Raw genomic sequence first — 25,589 nt, 5'->3', positions numbered from 1 at the left:
TGGCGGCGTAGCTCAGCTGGTTAGAGCACGGCACTCATAATGCCGGGGTCAGCGGTTCAAGTCCGCTCGCCGCTACCATCCTCCCGTCCGGCCTGCCCCCGGGGACACGCGTGATCTTCCGCCGCCGCCGACTGCCGCCCGACCTGCATGATGCCCTCCGCGCGGCGGACCGCCGCGACGCCTGGCAGCGCCTGCGCGATCGGCTGCGGCCGCCATGGTGGTTGCGCTGGGGCGCGGCCCTGGGCCTCGCGGGCCTGGCTGTCGCGATCGGCTGGCAGGCCGGGCTGATCCGCCCCGTCGCGCCGATCCCGCGCGTGGTCCATGGCATCCCGGAGGGCACGCCGGCTCCTTTGGCCCGCTTCACCGCCCGCGTTGGCGTGGTGGATGGCGATACGCTGTCCGTGGGCCACGAGCGCCTGCGCATCCATGGCATCGACGCGCCTGAGATGGCGCAGCCCTGCGAACGCGCCGGCCGGCCCTATGCCTGCGGGGATGCCGCGCGCGACGCTATGGCCGGCATCCTCGGCCGCGGCGTGGTCACCTGTGCGCAGCTCGACACCGACCAGTATCGCCGGCGCATCGTGCGCTGCCACGACGAGGCCGGTCGCGATATCGGCGCGGAGCTGGTGCGCCAAGGCTGGGCGCTCGCCTTCACGCGCTTCTCGACCGACTACCTCCGCCAGGAGGCCGAGGCACGCGCAGCCCGTCGTGGCCTGTGGGAGGGCCGCTTCGACCCGCCCTGGGACTGGCGCGCGCGATCGCGCAACTGACACGCGGTGCGCGGAGACGTAACCCCGCGCGCATGTGATGGCCGCGGTCAGGATGCCTTAACCCCGGGGTGGCAGTCTGGCTGCATGAGCATGGACCGGAGCGAGCCCGGCGGTCTTTCGCCCGCGGTCCTGTCGGATGCACCGGCCAACGCCGCCGGTCGCAGGATGCTGGCCGACATCAGCGGGGCGCTCGATGCGCTGGCGCAGCGCCTGGTGCAGCAGCAGCAGGCCGCGGCTGGTGTCGCGAGCCTTGCGGTGCGGGCCGAGGCGATCGCGGCGAATGCCCGCCGGCTCGCCTACGGCACCGGCGGCGACGACGCGGAGGCGGCCTTCGCGTCGGAACTCGACGCCTTTTCGGTAGATCTTCGCAAGTCGATCGAACTCGCCGCCAAGGATGCGCTGACCGGCAAGGCGGTGGCCGCGGCGCTGCTGCAGCATGCCGCGACGGTCGACGACCTGGCGCGCATGGTGGACACGCTCGATGTCTCCGCGATCAAGCAGCGCCTGCGCCCGCTTGCGGTCACTTTGGCCGAACTGCCGGCGACCCAGCGGGCGGGGGAGGCCCGCAAGGCCGAACTGCTCGGCCTGGCGGAGCGTGCGGACCTCGCCTCCGCCACCGCGGCGGCGCTCGCGACCGCGCGGCCGTCCCAACGGCGCGAGATCATGCTCGAGGTGGCGCACCAGGCGGCGATCCTGGCCGCCGATGTCGCCGGCGCCGCCGTGGCCTTCGGCCAGGATGCCGACATGGCCGCCCGCGCGGCCGAGGCCATGACGGGGCGCGCGCGGCTCGGCGCCGCCGGACAGACCGACATGATCGGCGCTGTGGTGCGATCGGTGGGTGCCGACGCGCCGGTCCCGGCCCGCGGCATGGCCTGGACACTGGGGGCCGGCTGACCGCGCACCCTGGGGTCCGAAAATAACGCATAGGTTGTAATTATAGATTGTTCATCAACCTTGTGCGGGTTGACGCATGCCGGCGTGATGGCCATTGCACCACGGGTGATGCGCGCGGTCCGAGAGGTCCGGGCTTCGCGCAGCTTCAGGGCTTCACGAACGAACGGAGACATCCCGCATGCGCCAGACGCGCCCGACGACGCGCCTGACCTCCATGCCCACCGTGGCCGGCCTGGTGCTTGCTGCCGCGCTGCTGCCCGGCGCGGTGCAGGCTGCGCCCTGCCCGATCGCGCTGCCGGTGGCGGGGGAGTATTCCTCGGGCTTTGGGCCGCGGGGGCGCGGCTTCCACCCTGGGGTGGACCTGCGCGCGCCGCATGGTTCGCCGGTGCGTGCTGCGGTCGGCGGCACGGTGGTGTTCACGGGACGCTGGTACGCCTACGGCACCATCATCGACATCGAACACCGCGACGGGACGGTGGCGCGCTATGCACACCTGTCGCGCATCGCGGCCGAGGTGCGCCCCGGTGCGCAGGTGCTGCCTGGGCAGTTGATCGGCGCGGTCGGGCGCACCGGGCGCACCACCGGGGCGCATCTGCATGTCGAACTGCGCCGCTTCGGCCGCCCGGTCGACCCCTGGCCGTGGCTGACCCGCACCGCTTGCAACAGTGATGGAACACAGGTTGCCGAAGGCGCGGAAGCGCCGCGACGATAGGGCCGCGGAAGCGCCGCGACGATAGGGCCGCTGAAGCGCCGCGATGGGAGGCGTCCCGAGGACTCTACGCTGGCGCGCTGGGGCGCACCGCTGTTCGATACCCAACTGGTATATGGGCCGCCGCTATGTCTTCGCTGTTGGACCGACCGCAACTGGCGCGTCGCAGTGGCGTGCTGCGTCGCGCGAGCATTCACTCCCCCGCAGGTGAGCACAACCTTGATGTCCAGCCCGCAATCGAGTTGACGCTGGTGCACCGCCACAGTCAGATGCATGGCACAATAAGTACGAAAAATGACAATTCTATAAGTTATATTAAGGTGCATCTTGCGAATCAGGTCGCCTGTTCGCTGCAGTGCGTCTATCCATAAAATCTGAAGGAATTTTTATGTTGACGGTAATTACCGCAAACAAACAGTTCGAGCACCCTCTCACGGTCAAGGGCCATAGGAGGGATTCCGTGGCGACCATCAGTCTAGGCGAAGCGCAGACCGTCGCCAGTGTGCTCCAGTTCTGACGCTTTCGTCGGCTCTGTCCGTGCCGTTACCATCAGCTTTGGTGGCATCCTAACGGGGGCATTCGTCAACCTGGCGGCTGGACCGACCGCGTGGTCCTGGGCGCGGCACCGAACAGCGTGAAAACCGGCGGTTCCGGCGCCGATACATTGACGATCATCGGCTCGGTCACCAACGCGACCGGCGGCGGCGACCGCCTGACCCTTTTTGTCGGCGCCAACAACGTGACCGTCACGGGCGCCGACACCATCGTGGGTGGCGGTGGCGGCGACCAGATCCGAGGCGGCGTGGGGCGATGACGTCATGACCGGCGGTGCCGGTGCTGACCTCTTCATCTTCACCGGTCTCGACGGCAACGACGTGATCGCCGACTTCAGCGTGGCGCAGGGCGACCGCTTCCTGTTCACCGGACTGAACGGCGAGTTCGGCTACCTGGGCGGCGATGCCTTCGTGGCCGGCGCCGGCAGCCAGGCGCGCATGGTGGGCAACATCCTGCAGGTCGACATCGACGGAAACGGCGCGTCGAACATGACGGTCACGCTGACCGGCGTCGGTGCCGGGGAGCTGTCGCAGACCGACTTCATCTTCATCTGACGCGCACGCGGCCCCGGGGCGAAAGCCCGGTGGCCGCGCCGGAACGCCACCGGGCCGCACCTGTGTGCGACCCGGCTCGACCGGCAAGGCCGGGGGTCGCGAGGCTCCCGGCCGCGCTGTTTTTGAGCGCCACGGCGTGCGGGCCGGGCGCGACCGTCTCTACCCGCGCGCTCCGGCGCGCCGCAGCGCCGCCTGGCACATCGCATCGAGCGCATTCAGGAAGCGCGACCGGTCCTGTGCGCCCATCGGCGCCTGGCCGCCGCCCGCAACACCGCTTTCGCGCAGGTGCCGCGCCAATTCGCGCCCCGCCAGCGCCGCGCCGATATTGTCCGGCGTCCAGGCATGCCCCTTGAACGACAGTGCGAAGGCGCCGGCCGCGAGGCAGCGCGCCGCCAGCGGGATGTCGGCCGTCAGGCAGATGTCCAGCGGTCCCGCCGCGTGTGCGATCCAGTCATCGGCCTTGTCGGCACCCTCGCTGACCACCACCAGGCGCGCCAGCGGCGTGCCGGGCGGGCGCACCGGGCGCGAGCCGTTGGTCACCAGAATCAGTTCGAGCCCCAGCCGTGCGGCGACGCGCGCGGCTTCGTCGCGGACGGGGCAGGCATCGGCATCGACCAGCAGGCGCGGCCGGGCGGGAAGGTCCATGCCCCGCTTTGGCGCCGCCGGCGGGTGGGCGCAAGGGGGCCGCCGCACCCGCTTGGCGCGCGCGGCGCCCGATGCGATACCGCCCACGGAATCCGGAGAACGCCCGAGCATGACGAGCGCCGCCGAAGCGCCCCCCACCTGGCACGACATCCTGCGCCAGGTCTTCAAGGACCAGGGCATCAGCCTGGTCCCCTACGTGCCCGACAACGTGCTGCGGCCGCTGCTCGATGGCATCCACGCCGACCCCTTCTTCACCGCCTTCCCCTGCGCGCGTGAGGAGGAGGCGATCGGCATCGCCACCGGCGCTATCATGGCCGGCCGTCGGGCCGCGGTGCTGATGCAGACCTCCGGCTTCGCGACGCTGCCAAATGTGCTGGCATCGCTGCCCGTGGCGTTCCAGGTGCCGGTGGTGATGGTGGTGAGCGAACGCGGCACGATGGGCGAATTCAACCCCGGCCAGGCGATCGTCTGCCGCACCATGCGCCCGATCCTCGACAGCATGGGGATCGAGCACCACACCATGACGCGGCTCGACGAGGCCGCGTTCATGGCCGACCGCACCATCCGGCAGGCCTTCGCCACGCGCTGGCCGGCCTGCCTCATTCTCTCGCCGCTGCTGACGGGGAAGCGGTCATGACTGACACCACCGACAACCTGCATGTGATGAACCGGGCGGCGCTCACGAAGCGCCTGGTGGCAGGGCTGACGAAGCGCGAAGCCGTGGTCGGCGGCATCGGCAATTCGAACTGGGACCTCTGGGGCGCGGACCGCACGCGGGCCGAGAATTTCTACATGCTGGGTAGCATGGGCCTGGCCGCGCCGATCGCGATGGGCGTGGCGCTGGCGCAGCCGGCGCGGCGCGTGATCGCGCTGGAGGGCGACGGGTCGCTGCTGATGCAGTTGGGCTGCCTGTCCACCATCGCCGCGCAGGCGGTGAAGAACCTCACGGTCGTGATCTGGGACAACGGCATCTACCAGATCACGGGCGGGCAGGGCACGCCGGCGGCGGCCGCGCGCACCGACATGGTCGCGATCGCGCGCGCGAGTGGCATCGCCAGTGCCGCCTGGGCCGCGGACGAGGCGGAATTCGACGTGCTGGTCGCGCGCGCGCTGTCCACCGACGGCCCGCACGTGATCGGCGTGAAGATCGACAACGAACCAGGCCGCAACCAGACCGACCGCGACCCGATCCGCTTCCGCGAGAGCTTCATGCGCGCGATGGCGCAGCCGGTCTGATGCCAGCGGCCGCATTCGTCGACTGCTGGTCTGAGCATGTTGCGACCCTCAGACGCCGGGCGCAAACCTCCGGCTCGCTTGGCTTTCGCCGGATTTGCCGGTGAGCCGCATGCGCGGCCTCGGCACGCGTCAGAACCTCGTGCCGCTGGACCTGTACCGACGCCTGCCGAGTCAGATCCCCGGTTCGAAGCCCTGGCCGGCGGCGGCGCGCGACAGGTCGCCGACCGTCTCGCGGAAATTGTCGCGGCGGACCACGTTGCTCGCGGCCAGCACGCGTAGCGGCGCGCCTGGTGGCGGCGGCGCGGCGGTGCGCGCCACCGGCGCGGACGGGAAGCTCGCCGCCGGCACGTAGCCGAGCCGCTGCCCGGCCGGCGTCTCGACCGCGACGAAATCCGGCTCGCGCGTCGGGCGCAGCAGAACGGCGCCGCCCGCCGGCACGGTCGCGACTGTCACCGCCGTTGCCTCGGGCCGCGCGCGCAGCGGCAGCGCGAGCGGCGCGGTGGCCGCGACGCCCGCGCCGGCGGCGGGCGATTCGGCAGCGCCCTCGGCCCGCGCACCGGGGGCCAGGGCGTCCATCGCCGGGGCCAGCTCGCCGTCGCGCGCGGCGATGCGCGCCTCGACCTCGCGCGCCAGGGCCAGGTCGCGCGCCGACTGGGCGCGCAAGGTGTCGAGCTGTGCCTGCGCCTGGGCGGCGGGTAGCCGGCCCTCGCGCACGGCCTCGCGGATGTCGGCGGCGCGGCGCAGCCGACAATCCAGCAGGAACTCCGCGGCATTGCGCGCGAGGTCGAGGTTGTCGTTCTCGCGCGCGACGTCGCCGGCCACCGCGGCGGCGAGCGCGGCCTCGTCGCCCGCCTCGCGCCGCCGCTGGTCGAGATACGACCCGACCGCGGCCCCCGCCAGCGCCCCGGCCGCGAGCCCGCCCAGCGCCATGGCCGAACCCGGTACCACGCCGACGCCGCCAATGCGCAGGCGCACGGCGCTGCCCGCCACCGCGCCCACTGCCGCGCCCGTGATGACAGAGGCCGCGAACAGGGAGCGCGCATTCGCCAAGTTCTGCTGCTGCGCCGCGCAGGCATCGTTCGGGTCGGCCGTGATGGCGGCGTGGCCGGGCGGTGCCGGCGCCGGCGCGCAGCCCGCCGCCAGCAGCATGGCGGCGAGTGCCGCATGCGGGGCTAGGCGGACAGGGTTGGCAGGCGGCAAGGCCGGGATCCTTCGCGCGAGGGCGTGGGGCACGCTGGGCCGCTTCGCGCAGCGGCGCAATCGGGCGTGGCCGACGCGGCGCGGAACCGTTCACGACGCCACGTCTGCCCCGCGGCGCGATCACGCATGGGTGGGTCGCAGATCGCTTGGGCATGCGCCGTTCGGCGCGTTCCCGGGCGGGGGGTGGGGGCCGCTGCCGGCTTGGGCGAACGGCCTCTCAGGTCCCCAGTTCGAAGCCGCCCGAGGCCACGGCGCGCTGCAGGTCGCCCACCGCCTCGCGGAAATTGTCGCGTCGGACGATGTTGGTGGAGGCCAGGGTTCGCAGCCGCCCGGCCGGCGCTGCATCGGCCCCGGTCGCGACCGCGGGCATGGCGATGGCGCGCGTCTGCGCCGCCGGGATCGCAAACACCGCGACAGGTGCATAGCCGAGCGGCTGGCCGGCTGGGGTCTCGACCGCGACGAAATCGGGGTTGCGGGCGGGCCGGATGCGCACCTCCTGCCGCGCCGCGACGGCGGGGGCCGCGGCGGCCGGCGGGGCAGCGGCGACGGGTGCGGTCTGCAGCGGCACCGGGCGCGTCGGGCGGACCGTGACGGCCGGGCGCGGCGGCGGCGCCGGGCGCGCCTCGGCCACCACGGCCTGGACCCCGGCATCGAGGTCCGCCGCGCGCGCCTGCACACGTTGTTCGATGGTGCGGCTCAGTGCCAGGTCGCGTTCCGCCTGGGCCCGGATCGCGGCGAGTTGCGCCTGCGCCTGCTGGCGCTGGATCTCGCCGGCGCGCGCGGCCGCACGCACGCGGGCGGCCTCCTGCAGGCGGCAATCGAGAACCCTGTCGACGGCGGTCTGGGACTGCGCCAGGCCGGCATTCTCGCGGTCGATATCGTTGCCCACGGCGGTGGCCAGGGCGGCTTCGTTGCCGGCGGCCTCACGCCGGCGCTGATCGACATAAGCGACCGCAGTGACCGCCGCGGCGGCGGAGGTGGCGCCCCAGACCAGCGCGCCGATCACGCCGGGGCGGGTGCCGAGCACGCCGCCGGCGCCGATCACGGCCACGCCGCCGGCCACGATGGGTGCTGCGAAGAAGGCGCCGGAGCGGTCGAGTTCGGCCGTTTGGGCGCTGCACGCATCGGGCCCATCGGCGGCGCCGCCCGCGCCCTCGGCACAGGCGCTGAGCAACAGCACAGCGGCCAGGGCGGGCGCTAGCCGTGCATGGCGACGCGCTGCGGTGCTGCGCTGTCCATTCATCGAGCGATTCCTCCGACGACCGGCGTCTGGCGTGACTAAACCCCGCATCGGCGCCACCGGCAACCTTGCCCATTGACGACGCGCGCCTCGCGAAAAGGTTGCATGCGGGCGGCGGCGGGCCGCGCGGTCAGATCATCTGGCCCCGCAGGAAGCCGAGGGCGGGCAGCGGCGTCCATTTGCGTGGCAGGTCGGACCGGCGGATCGGCGCCACGGAATAATGCGGCACGGGCTGCTTCGCGCGCACCAGCCAGTCGGCATAGGCCTTGACCTGCTGGTCGCGCCAGGCGCGGTCATCGAGCGCCTGGGCGCGGGAGCGAAACACCTCCGCCACGCGGCTTTTCCGCCCGACCGTGGCAACCACGGCCCAGAGCGTGTCGTCATCGCCGGCGCGGACGCTGACCAGGATCCCCACGAAGGGAAGCGTGGCAAATCCGTCGCTTGGCGGTCAAGGGGCCTGTGCGCGCCCGGCGCGTGCGCGCCTGCGCTGAAACTTTGGTTGCCGAGGCGTAACCGCCGGGCGGGCGGCTCCGAACTCGCTGTTGGGAATCAACCCATCGGGAGAGATCGCATGTCCAACTTCGCTTCGCGCCGCGCCCTGGCCAAGGGCACGCTCGGCGCCGGCCTGATCGGCGCAGCCGCGCTTGTCGCCGCGCGCCCCGCGGCGGCGGGCAACCAGCTTGCCGTGGCGATCAGCGGCTACGATGCGACCAGCTTCTTCACCGGCACGCCGCGTCCGGGCGTTCCGCGCTTCAACGCCACCCACAACGGCGCGATCTGGTACTTCACCACCGAGGCCGCGCGCGACCAGTTCCGCGCAAGCCCCGCGCGCTTCGCACCGCAATACGACGGCTACTGCGCCTGGGCGGCGTCCCAGGGCTACAAGGCTCCGGGCAACCCGGACTTCTGGCGCGTCGTCGACGACCGCCTGTATCTCAAGGTCCACGAGCAGGCGCAGGCGATGTGGGTGCGCGACATTCCCGGCAACATCACCAAGGCCAACATGAACTGGCCCCGGATCCACCCGTTCTGATCCGCTGACGCGGTCCGCCGCCGCGTCTCACGCGGCGGCGGATGTCGTATGGCCGATGCGCTCGAGCGGGCCGAATTCGCGTTCGAGCAGTGGGCGCACCTGGCGCTGCCAGGCGGCGATCGAGCGCTGTGCGACGCCGGGGTCCATGTCCCCCACCTGCATCTGGAGCAGGTAGTGGCAGGGCGATGCGGCGCGGATCTCGGCGGCCATGCGCGCGGCCACGGTCGCTGCATCGCCCACCATCATGTGCGCGCCCATCTCGTCGAGGCTCGGTTCGCCCTCCCAAGGCTTCTCGACCAGCATGCCGCCGTCCATTTCCTGTTCGCGTCGGCGCAGCGATTGCGACAGGCGGATCTGCCAGCGGGTGTTCTCGAGGAAGCGGGCCGCCTCGTTCGCGTCGTCGGTCACGCAGAACGGGCGCATGGCGCCGAAGCGCAGGGAATCGCCGGGTTTGCCGGCGGCGCGGCGGATGCCCTCGAAGCGTGCCCGCGCCGCCGCCAGCATCGCGGGGGTGAAGTGGCGCGGCGTGACCATGACCACGCAGTCACGCTCGGCGGCGTAGCGGTGCAGGTCGGGGTTGTCGCCGGCCACCCAGACCTCGGGCATGCCACGCACCGGGCGCGGGGCGATGTGCGCCTGCGGCATGCGGTAATGGGCGCCCTCATGCGCGAAGGTCTCGGCGGCGAAGGCCTGTTCCATCATGGACATGGCTTCCAACAGCCGCGGCGTCGATTCCGCCAGGTCCTGGCCGAAGCGTTCGAATTCGTAGGGCTGGTAGCCGCTGCCGATGCCGAGCACGAGCCGCCCATGCGTCATCGCATCGACCATACCGACCTCCGCGATCAGCCGGGCGGGGTGGTACAGCGGCACGATCACCACGCCCGAGGCGAGGCGGATGCGACTGGTCTCGCCGGCCATCCGCGCCACCATCATGAGCGGGGAGGGGCAGACGCAGTAGTTGGAGAAGTGATGTTCAGCAAACCAGGCGATCGCGAAGCCCGCCTGCTCCGCCGCTTTCACCTGGGCCACCGCATCGTCATAGATCGCCGCGGTCGAGGTGCCGGGCGTGCGATAGCCCATCAGGCAGAACAGGCCGACATCCATGGTGCGTTTCCCCCTGTGTTGCTCGGATGGTCCCGCAGGACGGCGCCGGGCTCAAGCCCGGCCGTCTGCGCGCTGCGCCGTCGGGCCCGGCGAAGCCTTCAAGCTGCTCGGCCAGCGGGGTAGGATCGTCGCGACAGCGCTGCACCGGCGGCGTCGCCGCGACCAGGCCGCGCGCTTGCCGACGCCCGATCGAGCGGCGACCCTGGCGATGCCGCCGCGTCCGGAACAGAGGAACCGCCGCCCATGACAGCATCCCCCGTCGGGCAGCCCGCCGACGTCACCGGCATGTTCGACGCCATCGTCATCGGCGCCGGCATGTCCGGGCTGTACCAGCTGATCCGCTTGCGCGAGTTGGGGATGCGGGCGCTGGTGCTGGAGGCGGGCACCGGGGTGGGCGGGACCTGGTACTGGAACCGCTATCCCGGCTGCCGCTTCGATTCCGAGAGCTATTCCTACGGCTATTCCTTCGACAAGGAGCTGCTGGCGGAGTGGGACTGGACGGAGCATTTCGCGCCGCAGCCCGAGACCGAACGCTACCTGAACCGCGTGGCGGACAAGTACGACCTGCGGCGCGACATCCGCTTCAGCTCGCGCGTGACGGCGGCGCGCTGGGATGAGGCGTCGCGCAGCTGGAGCGTGGCGCTGGAGGACGGCACCCGCTTCGCCAGCCGCTTCCTCATCACCGCGATCGGCGCGCTGTCATCGCCCACCATGCCGGCCTTTCCCGGCATGGACGAATTCGAGGGGCAGTCCTTCCATACGGGCCTCTGGCCCAAGGAGCCGGTGGATTTCGCTGGCAAGCGCGTGGCGGTGATCGGCACCGGTGCGTCTGGCGTGCAGACCATCCAGGAAGTGGCGAAGACCGCCGCGCAGCTCACGGTCTTCCAGCGCACGCCGAACTGGTGCGCGCCGCTGCACAACGGGACGATCTCGCCGGAGGACATGGCCGAGATCCGCAACCGCTACGACGAGATCTTCGCGCGCTGCCGGGAGACCTTCGCCTGCTTCCTGCACACCGCCGACCCGCGCAACACCTTCGACGTGACGCCTGAGGAGCGAGAGGCCTTCCTGGAGAAGCTGTACTCCGAACGCGGCTTCGGCATCTGGGTCGGCAACTTCAAGGATCTGCTGACCAACCGCGCGGCGAATGAGGTCGTCTCGGAATTCATCGCGAACAAGATCCGCGGCCGCGTGAAGGACCAGCGCGTGGCGGAGATGCTGATCCCGAAGACCCACGGTTTCGGCACGCGCCGCGTCCCGCTCGAGACGCGCTACTACGAGGTCTACAACCAGCCCAACGTCCTGCTGGTGGACAGCCGCGCGACGCCGATCGAACGCATCACCCCGACCGGGATCAAGACATCCGACGCGGAATACGACGTCGACATCATCGTCTACGCCACCGGCTTCGACGCGCTGCGCGGCGCCTTCGACCGCATCGACTTCCTCGGCGCGGGCGGTATCAGCCTGAAAGAGAAGTGGGAACACGGCGCGACGTCGCTTGTCGGCATGCTGCAGGAGGGGTTCCCGAACCTGTTCACGCTGCTCGGCCCGCACACAGCGCTGGGCAATATCCCGCGCTCCATCGAGTTCAACGTGGATTGGGTGACGGCGATGCTGCGCCATCTTCAGGCCAACGGCATCACCCGCGCCGAACCCAAGCCAGAGGCCGTCGCGGCCTGGATGGACCACGTCGCCGAGGTGGCGCGCGGCCTGCTGTCCATGGAGGTCGATTCCTGGATGACCGGCGTGAACAGCAATGTCGCCGGCAAGCAGGTGCGGCACGTGGCGCGCTACACCGGCAGCGCGCCGACCTATCGCGCCTGGGCGGATGACATCGCGCGGCAGGGCTATGCGGGGGTTGCGCTGGACTGAAGCGGCGCCCCCTTTCCAGCATCGCGCCGCCGCTCCACCCTGGCGCACCGGGCAGGAGCATGGCGTTGATCATCATCGGACGCGGCAGCGTGCAGCAGGAGGAATGCGACGTGATGGGGCACATGAATGTGCGCCACTACGTCGCCCGCGCGGCGGATGCGCTCGATTGGCTGATGCTGGAGGCCGGGCTGCCGCCGTCGCGCCAGCGCCTGGCGGTGATGGACCAGCATCTGCGCTTCCTGCGCGAGATGTCGCCCGGCACACCCTTCACCATCCTGGGCGGCGTCATCGCCACCGGCGCCGAGCGGCTGCGGACGGTGATCGAGATCCGCAACAGCGCGACCGATGCGCCGGCGGCGACGCTGGTGACCGACCTCGGCTTGTGGGGCGCACCACTGCCGGAATTGCCCGGCGCCGAGGCCCTGGTCGTCGCGATGCCGCCGCATGCCGGTCCGCGCGGCCTCGGCTTCGACCCGCCGCCGGCGCTGCCCGACCGCGACGCCGCCCGCGCCATGGGGCTGAACGAGGGCTATCGCGGCGCCATCCGCCCGCATGAATGCGACACCGACGGCGTGATGCGCCCCGACGTCATCATCGCGCGCATCTGGGATGGCGTGCCGAACCTGCGCAACCGCGGCACCGGGCTTGGCATCAAGGAGGAAGGGATGGGCTCGGCCGCGCTGGAATACCGCGTGGCGCAGCTCCGCCCGCTGCGCGCCGGGCAGTTGCTGACCGTGTGCAGCGGCCTGAAGGCGCTGGGCGAGAAAACCACCACCTGGACCCACCTGGTGCATGACGGCGAGACCGGCGCGGTTGTCGCGGCGGCCGAGGCGGTCGGCATCGCCTTCGACCTCAAGGCGCGCAAGGCGGTGGCGATCCCGGCGGAACGCCGCACGGCGCTGGAGGCGCTGCTGGTGCCGGGCCTCGGGCTTTCGCGGGCGGGGCGTTCCGGCAGGGTGGGGCCGGGCATTTCGCTGCATTCCGCGAGGCCGTTCGGGATCTCGATGCAGCGAATGAGCGGCGCGGGCGGCGGCGGTTCGGGCGTCGCGCCGCATCCGGCAAGGCCCGAGAGGGCCGTCGCGGCAAGCAGGCCGTGCATTCTTCGCATGCGGGGTTCCTCCGGCGCGGCGCGATCATCCTGCGGGCGCGGGCCGCTGCGCAGTCCCCGCACGGCAGGCTGGCGAAGCCCGTGCCCACCCCCTACAAAAGCGCCCGCAGGCCCCGCAGCGGGCCAGGGAGGAGACACGCCATGACCTTCACCATCGCCCGCCGCGCCGCGCTCGCGCTGGCCGGCACCGCTATCGCCGCCGGGACCGCGCGCGCCCAGACCGTCAGCCGCACCGCGCGCCTGGTCATCGGCTTCCCGCCGGGCGGCTCCTCGGACGTGGTGGCGCGGCTGTACGCCGAGAAGCTGCGCGGGCGCTACGCGCCGCAGGTGATCGTCGATGGCCGCCCCGGTGCCGCCGGGCGCATCGCGGTGGAGGCGGTGAAGGCGGCCGAGGCCGACGGCACCACCTTCCTGCAGACCCCGGCCTCGATGATGACGGTGCAGCCGCATGTCTTCCCGCGCGAGGTGCGCTACGACGCGCTGACCGACTTCGTCCCGGTCAGCACGGTATGCTCCTTCCCCTTCGGCCTGGGCGTGCCGATGAACCACCCGGCACGCACGCTGGAGGAATGGGTCGCCTGGTCGCGCGCGCAGCCCAACGAGACGCCCTGGGCCTCTCCGGCTGCTGGGTCGGTGCCGCATTTCACCGGCATCATGCTGGGGCGGAAGCTGAACCTGCGCCTGACGCATGTGCCCTATCGCGGCGGCGCGCCGGCGGTGGCCGACGTGATTGCCGGCCGCCTGCCGCTGTTCATCGGCGTGCTGAGCGAGATGCTGCCGCATGAAGGCACGGGGGTGCGCATCCTCGCGGTGACCTCCGCCGCGCGCTTCGCCAAGCTGCCGACCGTGCCGACGCTGGCGGAACTGGGCCACCCGGAACGCACCGCGGAGGAATGGTTCGGTGCCTTCGTGCCGGCAGCGACGCCCGCACCGGTGGTGACGGGGCTGCACGCGGCGATCGTCAGTGCCTCGCGCGAGCCGGACATGATCGCGGCGCTGGAGCGGCTGGAATTCACCAACGCGACCTCCGCCACGCCGCAGGCCTTCGCCGACCAGATCCGGCGCGAGCGCGACATGTGGCGCGACGTGGTGCGCGAGAGCGGCTTCACGCCTGAATGACCGTACTTGCATGAGCGCGTTCAAATGAACGCGACGCCGCGCGAGATCCGCCTCAACGCCTTCGACATGGCGTGCCTGGGCCACATCCAGCAGGGGATGTGGACCCATCCGCGGGACCGCGCGACGGATTACCTCTCGCTGCCGTACTGGACCGGGCTGGCGCGGACGCTCGAACGCGGCTTGTTCGACGGGCTGTTCCTGGCGGATGTGCTCGGCGTCTATGACGTGCATGGCGGCAGCCAGGATGCGGCGGTGCGACACGGCGTGCAGATCCCGCTGCTGGACCCGATGCTGCTGGTCCCGGCGATGGCTGCGGCGACGCAGAACCTGGGCTTCGGCGTGACCGTGAACCTGGCCTGGGAACCGCCGGCGCTGCTGGCGCGGCGCTTCTCGACGCTGGACCACCTGACCGAGGGCCGGATCGGGTGGAACATCGTCACCGGCTACCTCGACAGCGCGGCGCGCGCGATGGGGCTCGATCGCCAGATGGCGCATGACGACCGCTACGACATGGCGGATGAGTTCATGGCCGTGGTGTATCGCCTGTGGGAGGAATCCTGGGCGGTGGATGCGGTGAAGCGCGACCGTGCATCGGGCGTCTATGCCGACCCGTCGCGCGTTTCACGCATCCGGCACGAAGGCCGGCAATACCGGCTGGATGCACCGCACCTTGTGGAGCCATCGCCGCAGCGCACGCCGGTGCTGTACCAGGCGGGTGCCTCGGATCGCGGGCGCGCCTTTGCGGCGCTGCATGCGGAATGCGTTTTCCTGAACGGTGGCCCGAAGCCGCATGTCGCCGCGCTGGTGGCGGATCTGCGCGCGCGCGCCGCGCCCCGGCCGATCAAGGCATTCCTCGGGGCCACGCTGGTGATCGGGCGCACCGCGGCCGAGGCGCGCGACAAGCTCGAGGATTACCGCCGCTGCGCCAGCGTGGAGGCGGCGCTCGTGCACGCCTCCGCCTCGCTCGGCATCGACCTGGCGGCACTCGACCTGGATGACGAATTGCCGGCTGCGCCGGGCAACGCCATCCAATCCAACGTGACGGCGTTACGCGCCGCCGCCCCGCGCGCCACCAAGCGTGCGCTGGTGGACCGCATGATCCTGGGCAGCCGCCAGCCGCCCATTGTCGGCAGCGCGGAGGAGGTGGCCGACGCGCTGCTGGCCTGGGTCGATGACGCGGATGTGGACGGTTTCAACCTCTCGCGCACCGTGATGCCGGAGTGCATCGAGGACGTGGTGGACCTGCTGGTGCCCGTGCTGCAGGAACGCGGGCGCTACAAGCGCGGCTACGCGCCCGGCACCTACAGGGAAAAGCTGTTCGGTGCCGGCCCGCGCCTGGCCGCCCCGCACCCGGCGGCGGCCGTCGCGCGCTGACTTGGCGGCGCGCGCTGGGGTATCGGCGCGCGCTGGCTTGCCGCGCGGCGCAACCGCGCTACGTTCCGGCACAACACCGGAAGGACCCGATCGACATGGACGGAACCCAGATGCCGGCGGCGATGGCCGCCCTCACGGCGCGCTACGGCGCCGGCGCCGAGCCCAAGGCCGGGCCGTGGAACGACACCATCTCGCTGCTGCTCTCGCACCGCTCGGTGCGCGGCTTCAGCACCGACCCGCTGCCTCCCGGCACCCTCGAGACGCTGGTCGCCGCCGCGCAATCCGCTGCGACATCGTCGAACCTGCAGACCTGGTCGGTGGTGGCGGTGGACGACCCGGCGGTGCGTGCCGAACTCGCCACCATTGCCGGTGGGCAGAAGCACATCGAGCAATGCCCGATCTTCCTGGTGTTCCTGGCGGACGTGTCGCGCAACCAGCGCCTGTCGGCAGAAGCCGGGACTGAACTCGCGGGCATGCCCTTCCTCGAATCCTTCCTGGTGGCGGCGATCGACGCCGCGCTCGCGGCGCAGAACGCGGTGGTGGCGGCCGAGAGCCTCGGCCTGTCCAACGTGTATATCGGCGCCCTGCGCAACGACGTGCAGCGCGTGGCGGCACTGCTCGGCCTGCCGGCCGGCGCGACGCCCGTGTTCGGCCTGTGCGTCGGCCATGCGCTGCCAGGCCGGGAGGGCGCGGTGAAGCCCCGCCTGCCGCAGGAGGCCGTGCTGCATCGCGGCCGCTACGACGTGAACGATGCCGCCCACCGCGCCGCCTACGACCCGCGGATGGCCGATTTCTCGGCCCGGCACGAAATGGGCGCGACCACCTGGACGCAGCGGGTGATCGCGCGGCTTGGCACCATGAAGGCGCTGAGCGGACGCGACCGACTGAAAGATGCGCTGATCGCGCTGGGTTTCCCGCTGCGCTGACCGCGCGCGGTGTGATCCGCGCCCTTTTCCGGCGCGGCGCACCCATGCTGCGCTGGGCCCATGACAGGCCAGGGCAGCGCCGTGCCGGGGAGCGGGCCCGGGCGCCAGGGATGGTGGCTCGCGGCGCTCGTCGTCCCGGCCTTCGTCATCCGCTTGCCGGACCTGTTCTGGCCGGCGGCCTGAATCGACGAATCCGCGAGCATCGGCGTCGGGCGCTTGCCGTGGTCCGTCGTGCTGGGCGAGATGGCGCGCATCGAGGCAAGCCCGCCCGGCTACCACGCCATAGCGAAGATCCTCGGCGACATCGCGGGCCCGGGGCCAGTGCCGCTGTGGCTGGTCTCGACGCTGGCGGCGTCGGTCGCGGTCGTGCCGGTCTGGTTGTTCTGCCGTTCGGCCTTCGGGCTGCGCGCGGCTTGGCTCGCCGCAGTGCTGGTCACGCTGAACGCCGCCCTGCTGCGCCTGTCGCAGGACGGGCGCGCCTATGCGGTGCTGTTCCTGCTGTTCTGCTGCGCGCTGCTGGCCGCCTGGCGGCTGGTCGAAGCGGCGCGGGACGGGCGCACGGGGCCGGTCGCGGTCATGGGCCTGGGCGTGGCCCAGGGTGCCATGCTGTGGCTTCACCGCACGGCGGCGATCGGCAATCTCGGCCTGAATGCCTTCGTGCTGGCGGCGTTGCTGGCGGGGCGCGCGGGGGGCGCGCGCGGCGTGGTGCTGCTGGCGGGCGCCGACGTGCTGGGCGTGCTGGTGGGCGGCGCGGCGATCCTCTCGGCGCTGCGCCACGCGGCGGGCGGCGAGTTCGTGATGGGCTGGCTGCAACCGCCGAGCCTCGCCGGCGCGGCGTTGATCTACGTCCATGGCGTCGTGACGCCGTTCCACGCGCCGGTTTCGCTGCTGACGATCCTCGCGAGCGCGGCGGCGCTGCTGGCCGGCGTGCTGGCCTGGCGGCGCCCTGGCTGGCCTGGGCGGGCGGCGCTGTGCGTGCTGCTCGGCGTCTGCGGCGTGCTGTTCCCGCTGCTCAGCCAAGCCTGGCCGATGATGATGGAGCGCACCGTGCTGTTCCTGGTGGCTCCGCTCGCGGCCGGCATTGCGGCGCGTATCGCGCTGTTGCCGCGCGCGGGCTTCGCCGCAGCGGCGTTGCTGCTGGCGGGGTTGCATGCGCGTGGCGCCCTGGCGCTGCGCCACTGGCGGGCGGAGAAGGAACCCTGGCGCGAGATGGTCGCCGAACTGCGGGCGCGCGCCGCACCCGGCGACCGCGTGGTGGTGACCGACAGCGTCTTTGCGCTGGTCTCGCTGCGCCTCGCGGGCGGGGAGGGGCTTGAGGCGCTGGTGCTGCCGGCCACCTCGCGGCTCGAAGCGCGCGCGGCGCTGCTGGTGGCGCCCGCGGCGACGACCGACGCGGCGGGGCTATGCGCCCGCCTGCGCGGTGCGGGCACGGCCTGGATCGTGACGCGCCCACCACCGGATGTGGTGGCGGACCACCCGCATTATTCGTCATTGCCGATGCTGCGCGATACGCTGCGCGCGACGGGCCGCGCGCTGGTGGCGCAACTGCCGGTCGGCGCGCTCAGGATCGAGGCCTGGCGCGTGCCGGCCTGCTGACGGGCGGTCGGCGGCCGTTCAGGACTGCCGGCACCGGACGATGGAATGCACCAACCGGTGCCTTCGTCAGTGTTTTCTCAGGCCGCGGGCATGTTGGTGCGCAGCCGCGCCTCGAAATAGGCGACCGTCCGCGCCAGGCCCGCTTCGAGCGGCACCGTGGGTTCCCAGGACAGCAGCCGGCGCGCCAGGCCGATATCCGGGCACCGCCGCGTCGGGTCGTCCTGCGGCAGCGGGCGCTTCTCGAGCGTGGCGCCGGCACCGCACAGCGCGATGACGCGGTCGGCCAGTTCGCGCACGGTGATCTCGTGCGGGTTGCCCAGGTTGACCGGACCGGTCACCTCATCGGGCGTGTCCATCAGGCGCATCAGGCCCTCGACCAGGTCGTCCACGAAGCAGAAGGACCGCGTCTGTGTGCCCTCGCCATAGATCGTCACCGGCTGGCCCTGCAGCGCCTGCACGATGAAGTTCGACACCACGCGCCCGTCCTGGGGGTGCATGCGCGGGCCGTAGGTGTTGAAGATGCGCGCCACCTTGATGCGCACGCCATGCTGGCGCTTGTAGTCGAAGAACAGCGTCTCGGCGCAGCGCTTGCCCTCGTCGTAGCAGGCGCGCGGACCGAGCGGGTTCACGCTGCCGCGGTAGTCCTCGGTCTGCGGATGCACCTCGGGGTCGCCATAGACCTCGCTGGTCGAGGCCTGCAGCACCTTGGCCTTCAGCCGCTTCGCCAGGCCCAGCATGTTGAGCGCGCCCGAGATCGAGGTCTTGGTCGTCTGCACCGGGTCGAACTGGTAATGCACCGGGGATGCCGGGCAGGCCAAGTTGTAGATCTCGTCCACCTCCACATACAGCGGGAAGGTGACGTCGTGGCGCATCGCCTCGAATTGCGGGTGCGTGAGCAGGTGCGCGATATTGTCCCGTGTCCCGGTGAAGTAGTTGTCAACGCAGAGCACCTGGTGGCCCTGGGCCAGCAGCCGCTCGCACAAATGGGATCCGATGAAGCCAGCCCCTCCGGTCACCAGCACGCGCTTGCGCGACATCATCTCGTCATCGTCTCCCTGTTGCCGCCCTGGCGGCGTTCGACCATGCGCTCGACGGCACCGTCGAGGTTTTCCACGAATGCATCCCAGGTGAAAAGCCGCGCCCGTTCGGCGCCGGCCGCGCCCATGCGCGCCACCAGGTCCGGGTCCTGCGCCAGCTTCACCATGCGCCGGGCGAAGGCGGCGGGGTCGTCGGGGGCGAGGAAGCCGGTCACGCCGTCCTGCACGCTCTCGCGGGGGCCGCCGCGGTCCACGGCCACGACGGGGCGCCCGGCGGCCATCGCCTCGAATGGCGTCAGGCCCCAGTCCTCGTTGAAGGCGGTGAACAGCAGCGCCGTGCAGCCGTCCTGCAGCGCGCGCATCTGCGCGTCCGTGTTCTGCGTGCGGAACTCGACATCCCCGATCTCGCGGCCCCGTGCCATCAGCTCCTCGGCGTAGATGCGGCTCTTGTCGTCCACCATGCCGGCGACGACAAGCCTCCAGCCTGGCAGGTCGCGCCGGGCCAGGGCGAAGGCCTCGATGCCGAGGTGGATGTTCGTGGTCCACCTGATCCGCCAGGGCTGCTGGTGTGCAGCGGGCAGGTCTCCTTCGCGCAAGGGCGCCGTTCTGCTGGCCCGGGCCTACGCGATCGCGCGCGCACGGCTCGGCGCCCATGCGCGGCTCGGCTATGTCGGGCGAATGTCGGCGCATGCGCGCGACTGCGTGCTGGCGGAACTGCCCACACCGCTGCACGCGGAGGTCGAACTGCACGGCGTCCGGGGTCTGGACGAACTGCCCGGCGTCCTCGCGTCGGCCTGCATGGTCGTGAACCCCGCCATATGGGAGGCGCTGGGCGTGGTGCTGGTGGAGGCACTCGCCACCGGGACCCCCGTCATCGGCTGCGACCACGCCGGCATTCCCGACATCATCAGCGATGACGCCATCGGCGTCCTCTGCGCGCCCGGGAGTGTCCGCGGCGCGGCGACCAATGCTGGCGGCCTGGCCGAGGCACTGCTGCAGGGCGCATCACTGGCGGCGGACCCGGCGACGCCGGCGAAGTGCCGCGCGCGGGCGATGGCGTTCTCGGCTGCGGTCATCGAGCCTGGATGCGACGCGCTGATCCGAAACAACTGCGGTCTGGGTGGCGCATGGTGATCAGCCGAATCGGCAGTTGCGCGCTTCGGTCGATGCGCTGCCTGTTGCCTGGCCTACTGGCGGTCGGCCTGGCGGCCTGCGAGAGCCCGCGTGGCTTCGACCGCGGCCTGGGCGAGGAGCCGGTCTATTTCGACGATGCCACGCCCGAACAGCGCGACGCCGCCGCGCGCCTGGCGGGCGAGGGGCTGGTGCGTGGCACCGGCACCTACCGCCTGCAGCCGGGCGACCGGGTCGAGGTCTTCTACCACGCCGACAACCAGCGGCTGCGGCCGTACCGGCTTGGCATCGGCGACGCGCTGGACCTCGATTTCGACTTCAACCGCGACCTCCATGGCCAGATGGTCGTGCGCCCGGACGGCATGATCCCGCTGCCCTGCAAGGGCGAGGTGCGCGCGATCAGCCTGACGCCGGCCGAACTCTCGGCTGGGGTCGCGCGGCGCTATACCGACGTGGCGCGCACGCCGGTCGTGACCGTCATCATGCGCCGCTTCACCATGCCCACCGAGGACCTGGCCGACGTGGTGCGCAGCGGGGCGGAGGGCCGTGCCCGCACCGCGCTGGCGCGCCCCGACGGCGTGCTCGACCTGCCGCGGGCGCAGGGCGTGCCGGCCGCCGGAATGACGCTGACCGAGCTGACCGGCGCGCTGAATGCCCGCTACGCGCGCGAGGTCGGCGGCGTGAGCGTGACCGCGCGGCTCACCCAGATCGGCGCCAACCAGATCTTCGTCTTCGGGGAGGTGCGCCAGGCCCGCGCCATCCCCGCGCCCACGCCACGTACGCTGCTGCAACTGGTCGCGGCGGCCGGCGGGCCGATGCCGACGGGCGCGATGGACCAGGTGCGCATGCTGTACTTCGACCCGGCAGGACGGCCGCGCGTGCGGCTGGTCAACCTCGACCGCGTTATGCGGGACCTGGCGGTCGAGAAGGACATGGTGGTGCCGCCCTATGCCACGGTCTGGGTGCCACCGACGCAGGTCGCGCGCGTCGGCCGCTTCGTCGACCAGGTGATCCGGCAGATCTTCCTGTTCAACGGGACGTCGATCTCGTTCAACGACGGCAACAGCTTCCGCTTCCCGAACTGATACGTCTGCCCGCTGCGCCGGGCGCATCCGCGCCGGGTTGGCGCGCGCGCATCGAAGCCTGCTGCAACGCGACGCGGCGTGGCGGCCGCGCGCCCAACACGGGCCAGGCCGGCGGCCGAGCTCAGGCGTTGGCGCGCCAGCGCTTCAGATCGGCCTCGACCATCTCGGCGATCATGTCCTCGAGGCTGGTCTGCGGCACCCACCCGAGCCGCGTGCGTGCGCGCGTCGCGTCGCCCACCGTCACATCCACGTCGGCCGGGCGCAGGAAGGCCGCATCCACCTTCACGAAGGCTTCCCAGTCCAGCTTCACATGCGCGAAGGCGATCCGGCACAGGTCGCGGATCGACGCGGCACGCCCGGTCGCGACCACGTAGTCGTCCGCCTTGTCCTGCTGCAGCATCAGCCACATGGCGCGCACGTAGTCGCGCGCATGGCCGAAGTCGCGCCGCGCATCGAGATTGCCCATCGGGAGTTCGCTCGCGAGGCCGAGGCTGATGCGCGCCGCGCCGTCGGTGATCTTGCGCAGCACGAACTCGATCCCGCGCAGCGGGCTGTCGTGGTTGAACATGATGCCGTTGCAGCCGAACAGGCCGAAGGCGTCGCGGTAGTTCTGCACCAGGCAATGCGCGAAGACCTTGGCCGAGGCATAGGGACTGCGCGGGTGGAACAGCGTGTCCTCGTTCTGCGCCTGGGTCTCGGCGCGACCGAACATCTCGGACGAACTCGCCTGGAAATAGCGCGCGGTGGGGGAGGCGATGCGCACCGCCTCCAGCATGTTGGCGGTGCCGATCGCGGTGACCTGCGTGGTCAGCAGAGGCTGGTCCCACGACATGCGCACGAAGGACTGCGCCGCGAGGTTGTAGATCTCGTCCGGCTGGACCTTCTGCAGCAGGCGGATCAACGAAGACAGGTCGATCAGGTTACCGTCCACCATGCGCACCGACCCGGTGCAGTTCAGCCGCCGCAGCCTGTCCTGCACGGCCTCGGACCCGCCATGGCGGTGCAGCAGCCCGTAGACCTCGTAGCCCTTCTCGATCAGCAGGGCGGCCAGGTAGGCGCCGTCCTGGCCGGTCACACCGGTTATCAATGCACGCGCCATGTCCTGAGCCTGTCCCACCCGTGTCTGCCAGCGGGCAGGAACCTACCCGGACATGGCCATTCCCGCCAGGAAGCACCGGCGGCAGCCGCCGTGCTGTGTTGCGTGGGTCACGCGCCGCCGCCGCGACGCTGCGGGTCAGTCGGCAGCCGCGCGGGTCAGGCTGGGCAGGCCCACGCGGAACTGCAGCGTGGCGCGCAGCCCGTCCTCGGCGAAGCGCAGGTCCACCTCGGTCCCGGGGCCAAGGTCGTGGACCAGGCCGCGTTCCAGCAGGCGCACGCCGAAGCCGCGCTTATCGGCGGTCGGCGGCGTGACGGGCGGGCCGCCGCTTTCGCGCCAGCCGAAGCGTGCGATGCCGTCCTCGCCGAGCGACCAGGTCGCGTCCACCTCGCCGCCCGGGCGCGACAGCGCGCCGTGCCGCACGGCATTGGTGGCGAGTTCGTGCAGCGCCAGCACCAGCGCCTGCGCCTGTGGCGCCTCCACCTGGATGCGCCCCGACCCTGAGATGCGGATGGCGCGCCCGCTGCCGAGCCACGGCGCCAGCGCCGCCTGCACCACGCGCGCCAAGTCCACCGGCTCCCAGCCGCCCTCCGCCAGCAGGTCGTGGCTGCGCGTGAGCGCCTGTAGCCGGCCCACGAAGTCGCGCCCGAAGCCGGTCGAATCGCCGCCCGCCCGGCGCAGCGACTGCGCTGCGAGCGACTGCACGGTCGAGAGCGTGTTCTTCACCCGGTGGTTCAGTTCGGTCACCAGCAATTCGCGCGACCGCTCGGCGCGCACGCGCTCGGTCACGTCCTGCAGCACGGCCGAGACACCGGTCACGACGCCGGCAGGGTCCTTCACCGGATGGCACGAGGCCAGCCAGTGGCGCAGGTGCTGCACCGCGCCCGGAGCCTGGCCGGTGCAGGTCACGTCCAGCACCGGGCGGCCGGTGCGCAGCACCTCCTGCTGGGCGGCCTCGAGCGGGGCGGCGAGGCCCTCGGGCATCACCTCGTGCGGCACGCGTGCGACATGCGCCTCGGGTGGCAGGCCGCTGATCGCGGCGAAGCGGGCATTGACGTTGACGAAGCGCAGCGTCGCGTCGACCAGTGCAAGGCCGACCGGCACGTTGTCATAGACGGCGCGCAGTTCCGCCACGGTCTGGCGCACCTGCGCCTCGTTGAAGCGGTGTGCGGTGCCGGCCCCGCGCGCATCGGCCACGTCATGGATGGCGCCGACCCATTCGATGAGCTGCCCATCCTCGGTCGCCACGGGAACACCCGTGGCGCGCACCCAGCGCCAGGCGGCGGCGTCGCCCGCCGTGCGCAGGCGGAACTCCACACCGATGGTCTGGCGCGCCACCAGGCAGCGGCCCCATTCGGCCAGTGTCGGCGCGCGGTCGTCGGGGTGCAGCATTTCCACCCAACCATCCTTGCGGAAGGCAGGGGCGGTCTGCCCGGTCAGGCCGGCCCAGCCGGCAGCCTCGATCCATCCGCCGGCAGCATCGGCGCGCCAGAGCACCAGCGCGCCGGCTTCGGCCAGCGCGCGCAGGCGGCGCGTCTGGTCGCGCGCGGCGGCCTCGGCCTCGGCCAGTGCGGCGCCGAGGCTGGCGATCTCGGCCGGGCCGGACGGCGCGGGCGGTTCGGGCGCGGGGCTGTCGCTGCGCAGGGCCTCGGCCGAGGCGGCGGCATGCCGCGCCAGGCCCGAAAGCGGCGCGCGCAGGCCTCGCAGCGTGACGCGCATCGTCACGATCGCGGCGAGCACCGCCAGCGCGACCAGCCCGGCGGCCCAGGGCAGCAGCCCCGACCCGGCAGGCGTCGGCACGGCCCAGGCGACCAGCCGCCAGTCCGGGGCTTCCTGGAGCGGCGCGACCGCAACGGCGATCGGCCCGCCCGCGGGTGTCGCGACGGTGGTCGCGACACCGCGCGGCAGGGTCATGAGCCTTGGCCAGTCCGGCAGGTCCGCCGGCGGCGCGCCGACCGACGCCAGGGCGCGCCCGCGGCTGTCGAGCAGCACTGCGGGGCCGGGGCCCAGCGCGGCAGCGAGGCGGTCGGCCCGCAGCGGCAGGCTCAGCACCGCCTCGGTGCGGCCTTCGCGCATCAGCGGCACCATCAGCATGGGGGGCAGCGCGGCGGCGCCCGGACCGCCGAGCAGGTCGCTGACGCGCGGGCGGCCCGTCTCGACCGCCCAGAGGCCGGCCGAGATGGCAGGCGTTGAGGCGAGCGGCGTGCCGAAGGGCTTGCTGGTGTCCACCAGCATGCCGAGGCCGCGGTCGAGCAGGCCGACCGGCGTGCCCAGCGCCTCCGCGAGGCGCCGGGCGGCTGCATCGGCGGCGGAAAGGTCCGAGGCGACGCGCGCCGCGTCGATGCTGCTGCCGAAGGCGAGCAAAGCGAGGCGCCGCGCCTCGATCTCGCTGTCGATGCTGCGGGCGGCGGCCTGCGCGGCGGCGACCAGCCGCGCGTCGGCGGCGGCGGCGTCGGTCCGGGCATTCAGGATGGCAAGGATAAAGCCGCCAGCGAGCAAAGGCACCATGGCCGCGGCCACGAGCAGCAGCAGGCGCGCGCCCAGCGCTGCGCCGCGGGTCCCAACCTGGCCCGAGCTCTGCCCCATCCGCTACCCAATCTGCTCCTGGCGCGGCCCCAGATCCGCCCCTGGCGCCAAGGTTCAACTGAAGGTTGTTGGATTGCAAGCATTTAACGGTCGACTGACAGAAATCTTCGTTCACGATGCTGCCAGCGCCGCGGGCAGGTGTTAGCGTCACAGGATGGTTCGGATGCGAAGCCAAGGCAGGGGAAGGCGCGGCGCGCGCGCCGTATGCGCAATCGTGGCCGTACTCCTGCTGGCGGGATGCGCGGCCGAGGAGCCGCCGCCCGACGATCTTCCGTTGCCGCCGGAGCCGCCAACCCGCATCCAGTCGGGCCGCCAGCCGGCCACGCCAGCCAGGCCGCGCGGCAGCGATGCCGAGGCACCGCCCGCCGCACCCGCCGAAGCCACGGCGCCGGAGCCCGCACCCGCGCCATTGGCGCCAGCCCCGGCGCCGGCGTGGCGGGTTGCGCGCGATGGCACGCTCGGCTGCGCCGACCCGGCGCCGCTGCGCTTGCTGCGCCAAGGCGCCGACACGCCGCCACGTCTGCTCGCGGAAGCGCGGGCATCCGGCGGCTGTCGGACCACCTTCCGCGTCAATGCCTGGGCCCAGGAAGCCTCCGAGGGTGACATGGTGCGCCTGCGCCTGCTGAACGGCGACGCGCTGACGCTGTGGTTCCTGCGCGTGGACCTGGTCGCGCCCTGACCCCGGCTGGACGACCGGCCTGCACGGCGTGAGGATG

The 25,589-nt window shown here is 72.0% G+C and carries 27 protein-coding genes and 1 tRNA gene; 19 read left to right on the top strand and 9 right to left on the bottom strand.

Annotated features, from left to right (window positions below; translation table 11 throughout):
• The first annotated feature begins 1 nt into the window (after position 1).
• The 6 genes from MWM08_RS15860 (at position 2) to MWM08_RS15835 (ending at position 3,482) form a co-directional block, all read left to right on the top strand.
• Positions 2-78, top strand: a tRNA-Met gene (locus MWM08_RS15860).
• A 32-nt stretch (positions 79-110) separates the two neighbouring features.
• Complete coding sequence (locus MWM08_RS15855) at positions 111-770, top strand: thermonuclease family protein (protein ID WP_244407475.1); 660 nt, start codon at positions 111-113, stop codon at positions 768-770.
• Positions 771-854: 84 nt separating this feature from the next.
• Positions 855-1,664 carry a hypothetical protein gene (locus MWM08_RS15850; protein ID WP_244407474.1) on the top strand — a complete coding sequence of 270 codons (810 nt, stop codon included), beginning with the start codon at positions 855-857 and terminating at the stop codon, positions 1,662-1,664.
• 178 nt (positions 1,665-1,842) lie between these two features.
• The gene (locus MWM08_RS15845) at positions 1,843-2,376 is read left to right on the top strand and encodes a M23 family metallopeptidase (RefSeq protein WP_244407473.1); all 534 of its coding nucleotides are present in this window, start codon (positions 1,843-1,845) and stop codon (positions 2,374-2,376) included.
• A gap of 604 nt (positions 2,377-2,980) precedes the next feature.
• Positions 2,981-3,187: a hypothetical protein gene (locus MWM08_RS15840; RefSeq protein ID WP_244407472.1), complete on the top strand. Its 207-nt coding sequence runs from the start codon at positions 2,981-2,983 to the stop codon at positions 3,185-3,187.
• Positions 3,188-3,191: 4 nt separating this feature from the next.
• Complete coding sequence (locus MWM08_RS15835; RefSeq protein WP_244407471.1) at positions 3,192-3,482, top strand: hypothetical protein; 291 nt, start codon at positions 3,192-3,194, stop codon at positions 3,480-3,482.
• Positions 3,483-3,641: 159 nt separating this feature from the next.
• On the opposite strand, the gene MWM08_RS15830 is transcribed toward MWM08_RS15835, so the two are convergent.
• Positions 3,642-4,127, bottom strand: a complete 486-nt coding sequence (locus tag MWM08_RS15830; protein ID WP_244407470.1) for a YaiI/YqxD family protein — start codon at positions 4,125-4,127, stop codon at positions 3,642-3,644.
• A gap of 109 nt (positions 4,128-4,236) precedes the next feature.
• On the opposite strand from MWM08_RS15830, the gene MWM08_RS15825 reads away from it, so the two are divergent.
• Together MWM08_RS15825 and MWM08_RS15820 are read left to right on the top strand one after the other, a co-directional pair.
• Complete coding sequence (locus MWM08_RS15825; RefSeq protein ID WP_244407469.1) at positions 4,237-4,764, top strand: thiamine pyrophosphate-binding protein; 528 nt, start codon at positions 4,237-4,239, stop codon at positions 4,762-4,764.
• Positions 4,761-5,363 carry a thiamine pyrophosphate-dependent enzyme gene (locus tag MWM08_RS15820; protein ID WP_244407468.1) on the top strand — a complete coding sequence of 201 codons (603 nt, stop codon included), beginning with the start codon at positions 4,761-4,763 and terminating at the stop codon, positions 5,361-5,363. The genes MWM08_RS15825 and MWM08_RS15820 overlap by 4 nt, the downstream gene beginning before the upstream one ends.
• Before the next feature lie 171 nt (positions 5,364-5,534).
• Here the strand turns inward: MWM08_RS15820 and MWM08_RS15815 are convergent, their stop codons facing one another.
• From MWM08_RS15815 to MWM08_RS15805, 3 genes are all read right to left on the bottom strand, one after another.
• On the bottom strand, positions 5,535-6,563 hold the full coding sequence (locus MWM08_RS15815) for a hypothetical protein (protein ID WP_244407467.1): 1,029 nt from the start codon (positions 6,561-6,563) through the stop codon (positions 5,535-5,537).
• 217 nt (positions 6,564-6,780) lie between these two features.
• Positions 6,781-7,806, bottom strand: coding sequence for a hypothetical protein (locus tag MWM08_RS15810; RefSeq protein WP_244407466.1), 1,026 nt, complete (start codon positions 7,804-7,806; stop codon positions 6,781-6,783).
• 127 nt (positions 7,807-7,933) lie between these two features.
• Positions 7,934-8,218 (bottom strand): hypothetical protein, encoded by a 285-nt coding sequence (locus MWM08_RS15805; protein ID WP_244407465.1) that lies wholly within the window; start codon positions 8,216-8,218, stop codon positions 7,934-7,936.
• A gap of 156 nt (positions 8,219-8,374) precedes the next feature.
• Here MWM08_RS15805 and MWM08_RS15800 point away from each other — a divergent pair, with 156 nt between their 5' ends.
• A complete protein-coding gene (locus tag MWM08_RS15800) occupies positions 8,375-8,836 on the top strand; it encodes a YHS domain-containing (seleno)protein (RefSeq protein WP_244407464.1) in 462 nt (153 codons plus the stop codon).
• A 27-nt stretch (positions 8,837-8,863) separates the two neighbouring features.
• On the opposite strand, the gene MWM08_RS15795 is transcribed toward MWM08_RS15800, so the two are convergent.
• Complete coding sequence (locus tag MWM08_RS15795; protein WP_244407463.1) at positions 8,864-9,940, bottom strand: LLM class flavin-dependent oxidoreductase; 1,077 nt, start codon at positions 9,938-9,940, stop codon at positions 8,864-8,866.
• 243 nt (positions 9,941-10,183) lie between these two features.
• Between MWM08_RS15795 and MWM08_RS15790 the strand changes: the two genes are divergently transcribed.
• The 7 genes from MWM08_RS15790 to MWM08_RS15765 all read left to right on the top strand — a co-directional run bounded on the left by MWM08_RS15790 (position 10,184) and on the right by MWM08_RS15765 (position 17,938).
• Positions 10,184-11,815 carry a flavin-containing monooxygenase gene (locus tag MWM08_RS15790; RefSeq protein WP_244407462.1) on the top strand — a complete coding sequence of 544 codons (1,632 nt, stop codon included), beginning with the start codon at positions 10,184-10,186 and terminating at the stop codon, positions 11,813-11,815.
• Positions 11,816-11,880: 65 nt separating this feature from the next.
• Entirely contained in the window at positions 11,881-13,068 is a 1,188-nt protein-coding gene (locus MWM08_RS15785) for a thioesterase family protein (protein ID WP_244407461.1), read from the top strand.
• Positions 13,065-14,042, top strand: a complete 978-nt coding sequence (locus MWM08_RS15780; protein ID WP_244407460.1) for a tripartite tricarboxylate transporter substrate-binding protein — start codon at positions 13,065-13,067, stop codon at positions 14,040-14,042. The genes MWM08_RS15785 and MWM08_RS15780 overlap by 4 nt, the downstream gene beginning before the upstream one ends.
• Before the next feature lie 24 nt (positions 14,043-14,066).
• Positions 14,067-15,416 (top strand): LLM class flavin-dependent oxidoreductase, encoded by a 1,350-nt coding sequence (locus MWM08_RS15775; RefSeq protein ID WP_244407459.1) that lies wholly within the window; start codon positions 14,067-14,069, stop codon positions 15,414-15,416.
• Between the two features lie 95 nt (positions 15,417-15,511).
• Entirely contained in the window at positions 15,512-16,342 is an 831-nt protein-coding gene (locus MWM08_RS15770; protein WP_244407458.1) for an NADPH-dependent oxidoreductase, read from the top strand.
• A 60-nt stretch (positions 16,343-16,402) separates the two neighbouring features.
• Positions 16,403-16,525: a hypothetical protein gene (locus MWM08_RS26330; RefSeq protein WP_255751346.1), complete on the top strand. Its 123-nt coding sequence runs from the start codon at positions 16,403-16,405 to the stop codon at positions 16,523-16,525.
• A 33-nt stretch (positions 16,526-16,558) separates the two neighbouring features.
• On the top strand, positions 16,559-17,938 hold the full coding sequence (locus MWM08_RS15765) for a glycosyltransferase family 39 protein (RefSeq protein ID WP_244407457.1): 1,380 nt from the start codon (positions 16,559-16,561) through the stop codon (positions 17,936-17,938).
• Positions 17,939-18,015: 77 nt separating this feature from the next.
• Here MWM08_RS15765 and MWM08_RS15760 read toward each other — a convergent pair whose 3' ends face one another.
• Together MWM08_RS15760 and MWM08_RS15755 are read right to left on the bottom strand one after the other, a co-directional pair.
• On the bottom strand, positions 18,016-18,978 hold the full coding sequence (locus MWM08_RS15760; protein WP_244407456.1) for a UDP-glucuronic acid decarboxylase family protein: 963 nt from the start codon (positions 18,976-18,978) through the stop codon (positions 18,016-18,018).
• Complete coding sequence (locus tag MWM08_RS15755; protein WP_244407455.1) at positions 18,975-19,571, bottom strand: glycosyltransferase; 597 nt, start codon at positions 19,569-19,571, stop codon at positions 18,975-18,977. Before MWM08_RS15755 ends, MWM08_RS15760 begins: the two co-directional genes overlap by 4 nt.
• Between MWM08_RS15755 and MWM08_RS15750 the strand changes: the two genes are divergently transcribed.
• Together MWM08_RS15750 and MWM08_RS15745 are read left to right on the top strand one after the other, a co-directional pair.
• Positions 19,507-20,109, top strand: coding sequence for a glycosyltransferase (locus tag MWM08_RS15750; protein WP_244407454.1), 603 nt, complete (start codon positions 19,507-19,509; stop codon positions 20,107-20,109). The two genes, MWM08_RS15755 and MWM08_RS15750, sit on opposite strands and share 65 nt — an antisense overlap.
• A gap of 44 nt (positions 20,110-20,153) precedes the next feature.
• Positions 20,154-21,191, top strand: a complete 1,038-nt coding sequence (locus MWM08_RS15745; protein ID WP_244407453.1) for a polysaccharide biosynthesis/export family protein — start codon at positions 20,154-20,156, stop codon at positions 21,189-21,191.
• A gap of 121 nt (positions 21,192-21,312) precedes the next feature.
• On the opposite strand, the gene MWM08_RS15740 is transcribed toward MWM08_RS15745, so the two are convergent.
• Together MWM08_RS15740 and MWM08_RS15735 are read right to left on the bottom strand one after the other, a co-directional pair.
• Entirely contained in the window at positions 21,313-22,290 is a 978-nt protein-coding gene (locus MWM08_RS15740) for a GDP-mannose 4,6-dehydratase (RefSeq protein WP_244407452.1), read from the bottom strand.
• Positions 22,291-22,425: 135 nt separating this feature from the next.
• Positions 22,426-24,873 (bottom strand): sensor histidine kinase, encoded by a 2,448-nt coding sequence (locus tag MWM08_RS15735; RefSeq protein WP_244407451.1) that lies wholly within the window; start codon positions 24,871-24,873, stop codon positions 22,426-22,428.
• Positions 24,874-25,087: 214 nt separating this feature from the next.
• Between MWM08_RS15735 and MWM08_RS15730 the strand changes: the two genes are divergently transcribed.
• Positions 25,088-25,552 (top strand): hypothetical protein, encoded by a 465-nt coding sequence (locus MWM08_RS15730; RefSeq protein ID WP_244407450.1) that lies wholly within the window; start codon positions 25,088-25,090, stop codon positions 25,550-25,552.
• Positions 25,553-25,589: the final 37 nt, after the last annotated feature.

Origin of the sequence: Roseomonas fluvialis (assembly GCF_022846615.1) — a bacterium.
Lineage (GTDB): Bacteria > Pseudomonadota > Alphaproteobacteria > Acetobacterales > Acetobacteraceae > Neoroseomonas > Neoroseomonas fluvialis.
Note: the sequence above shows the minus strand (reverse complement) of the source record. Positions and strands in the feature narration are given on the sequence as shown.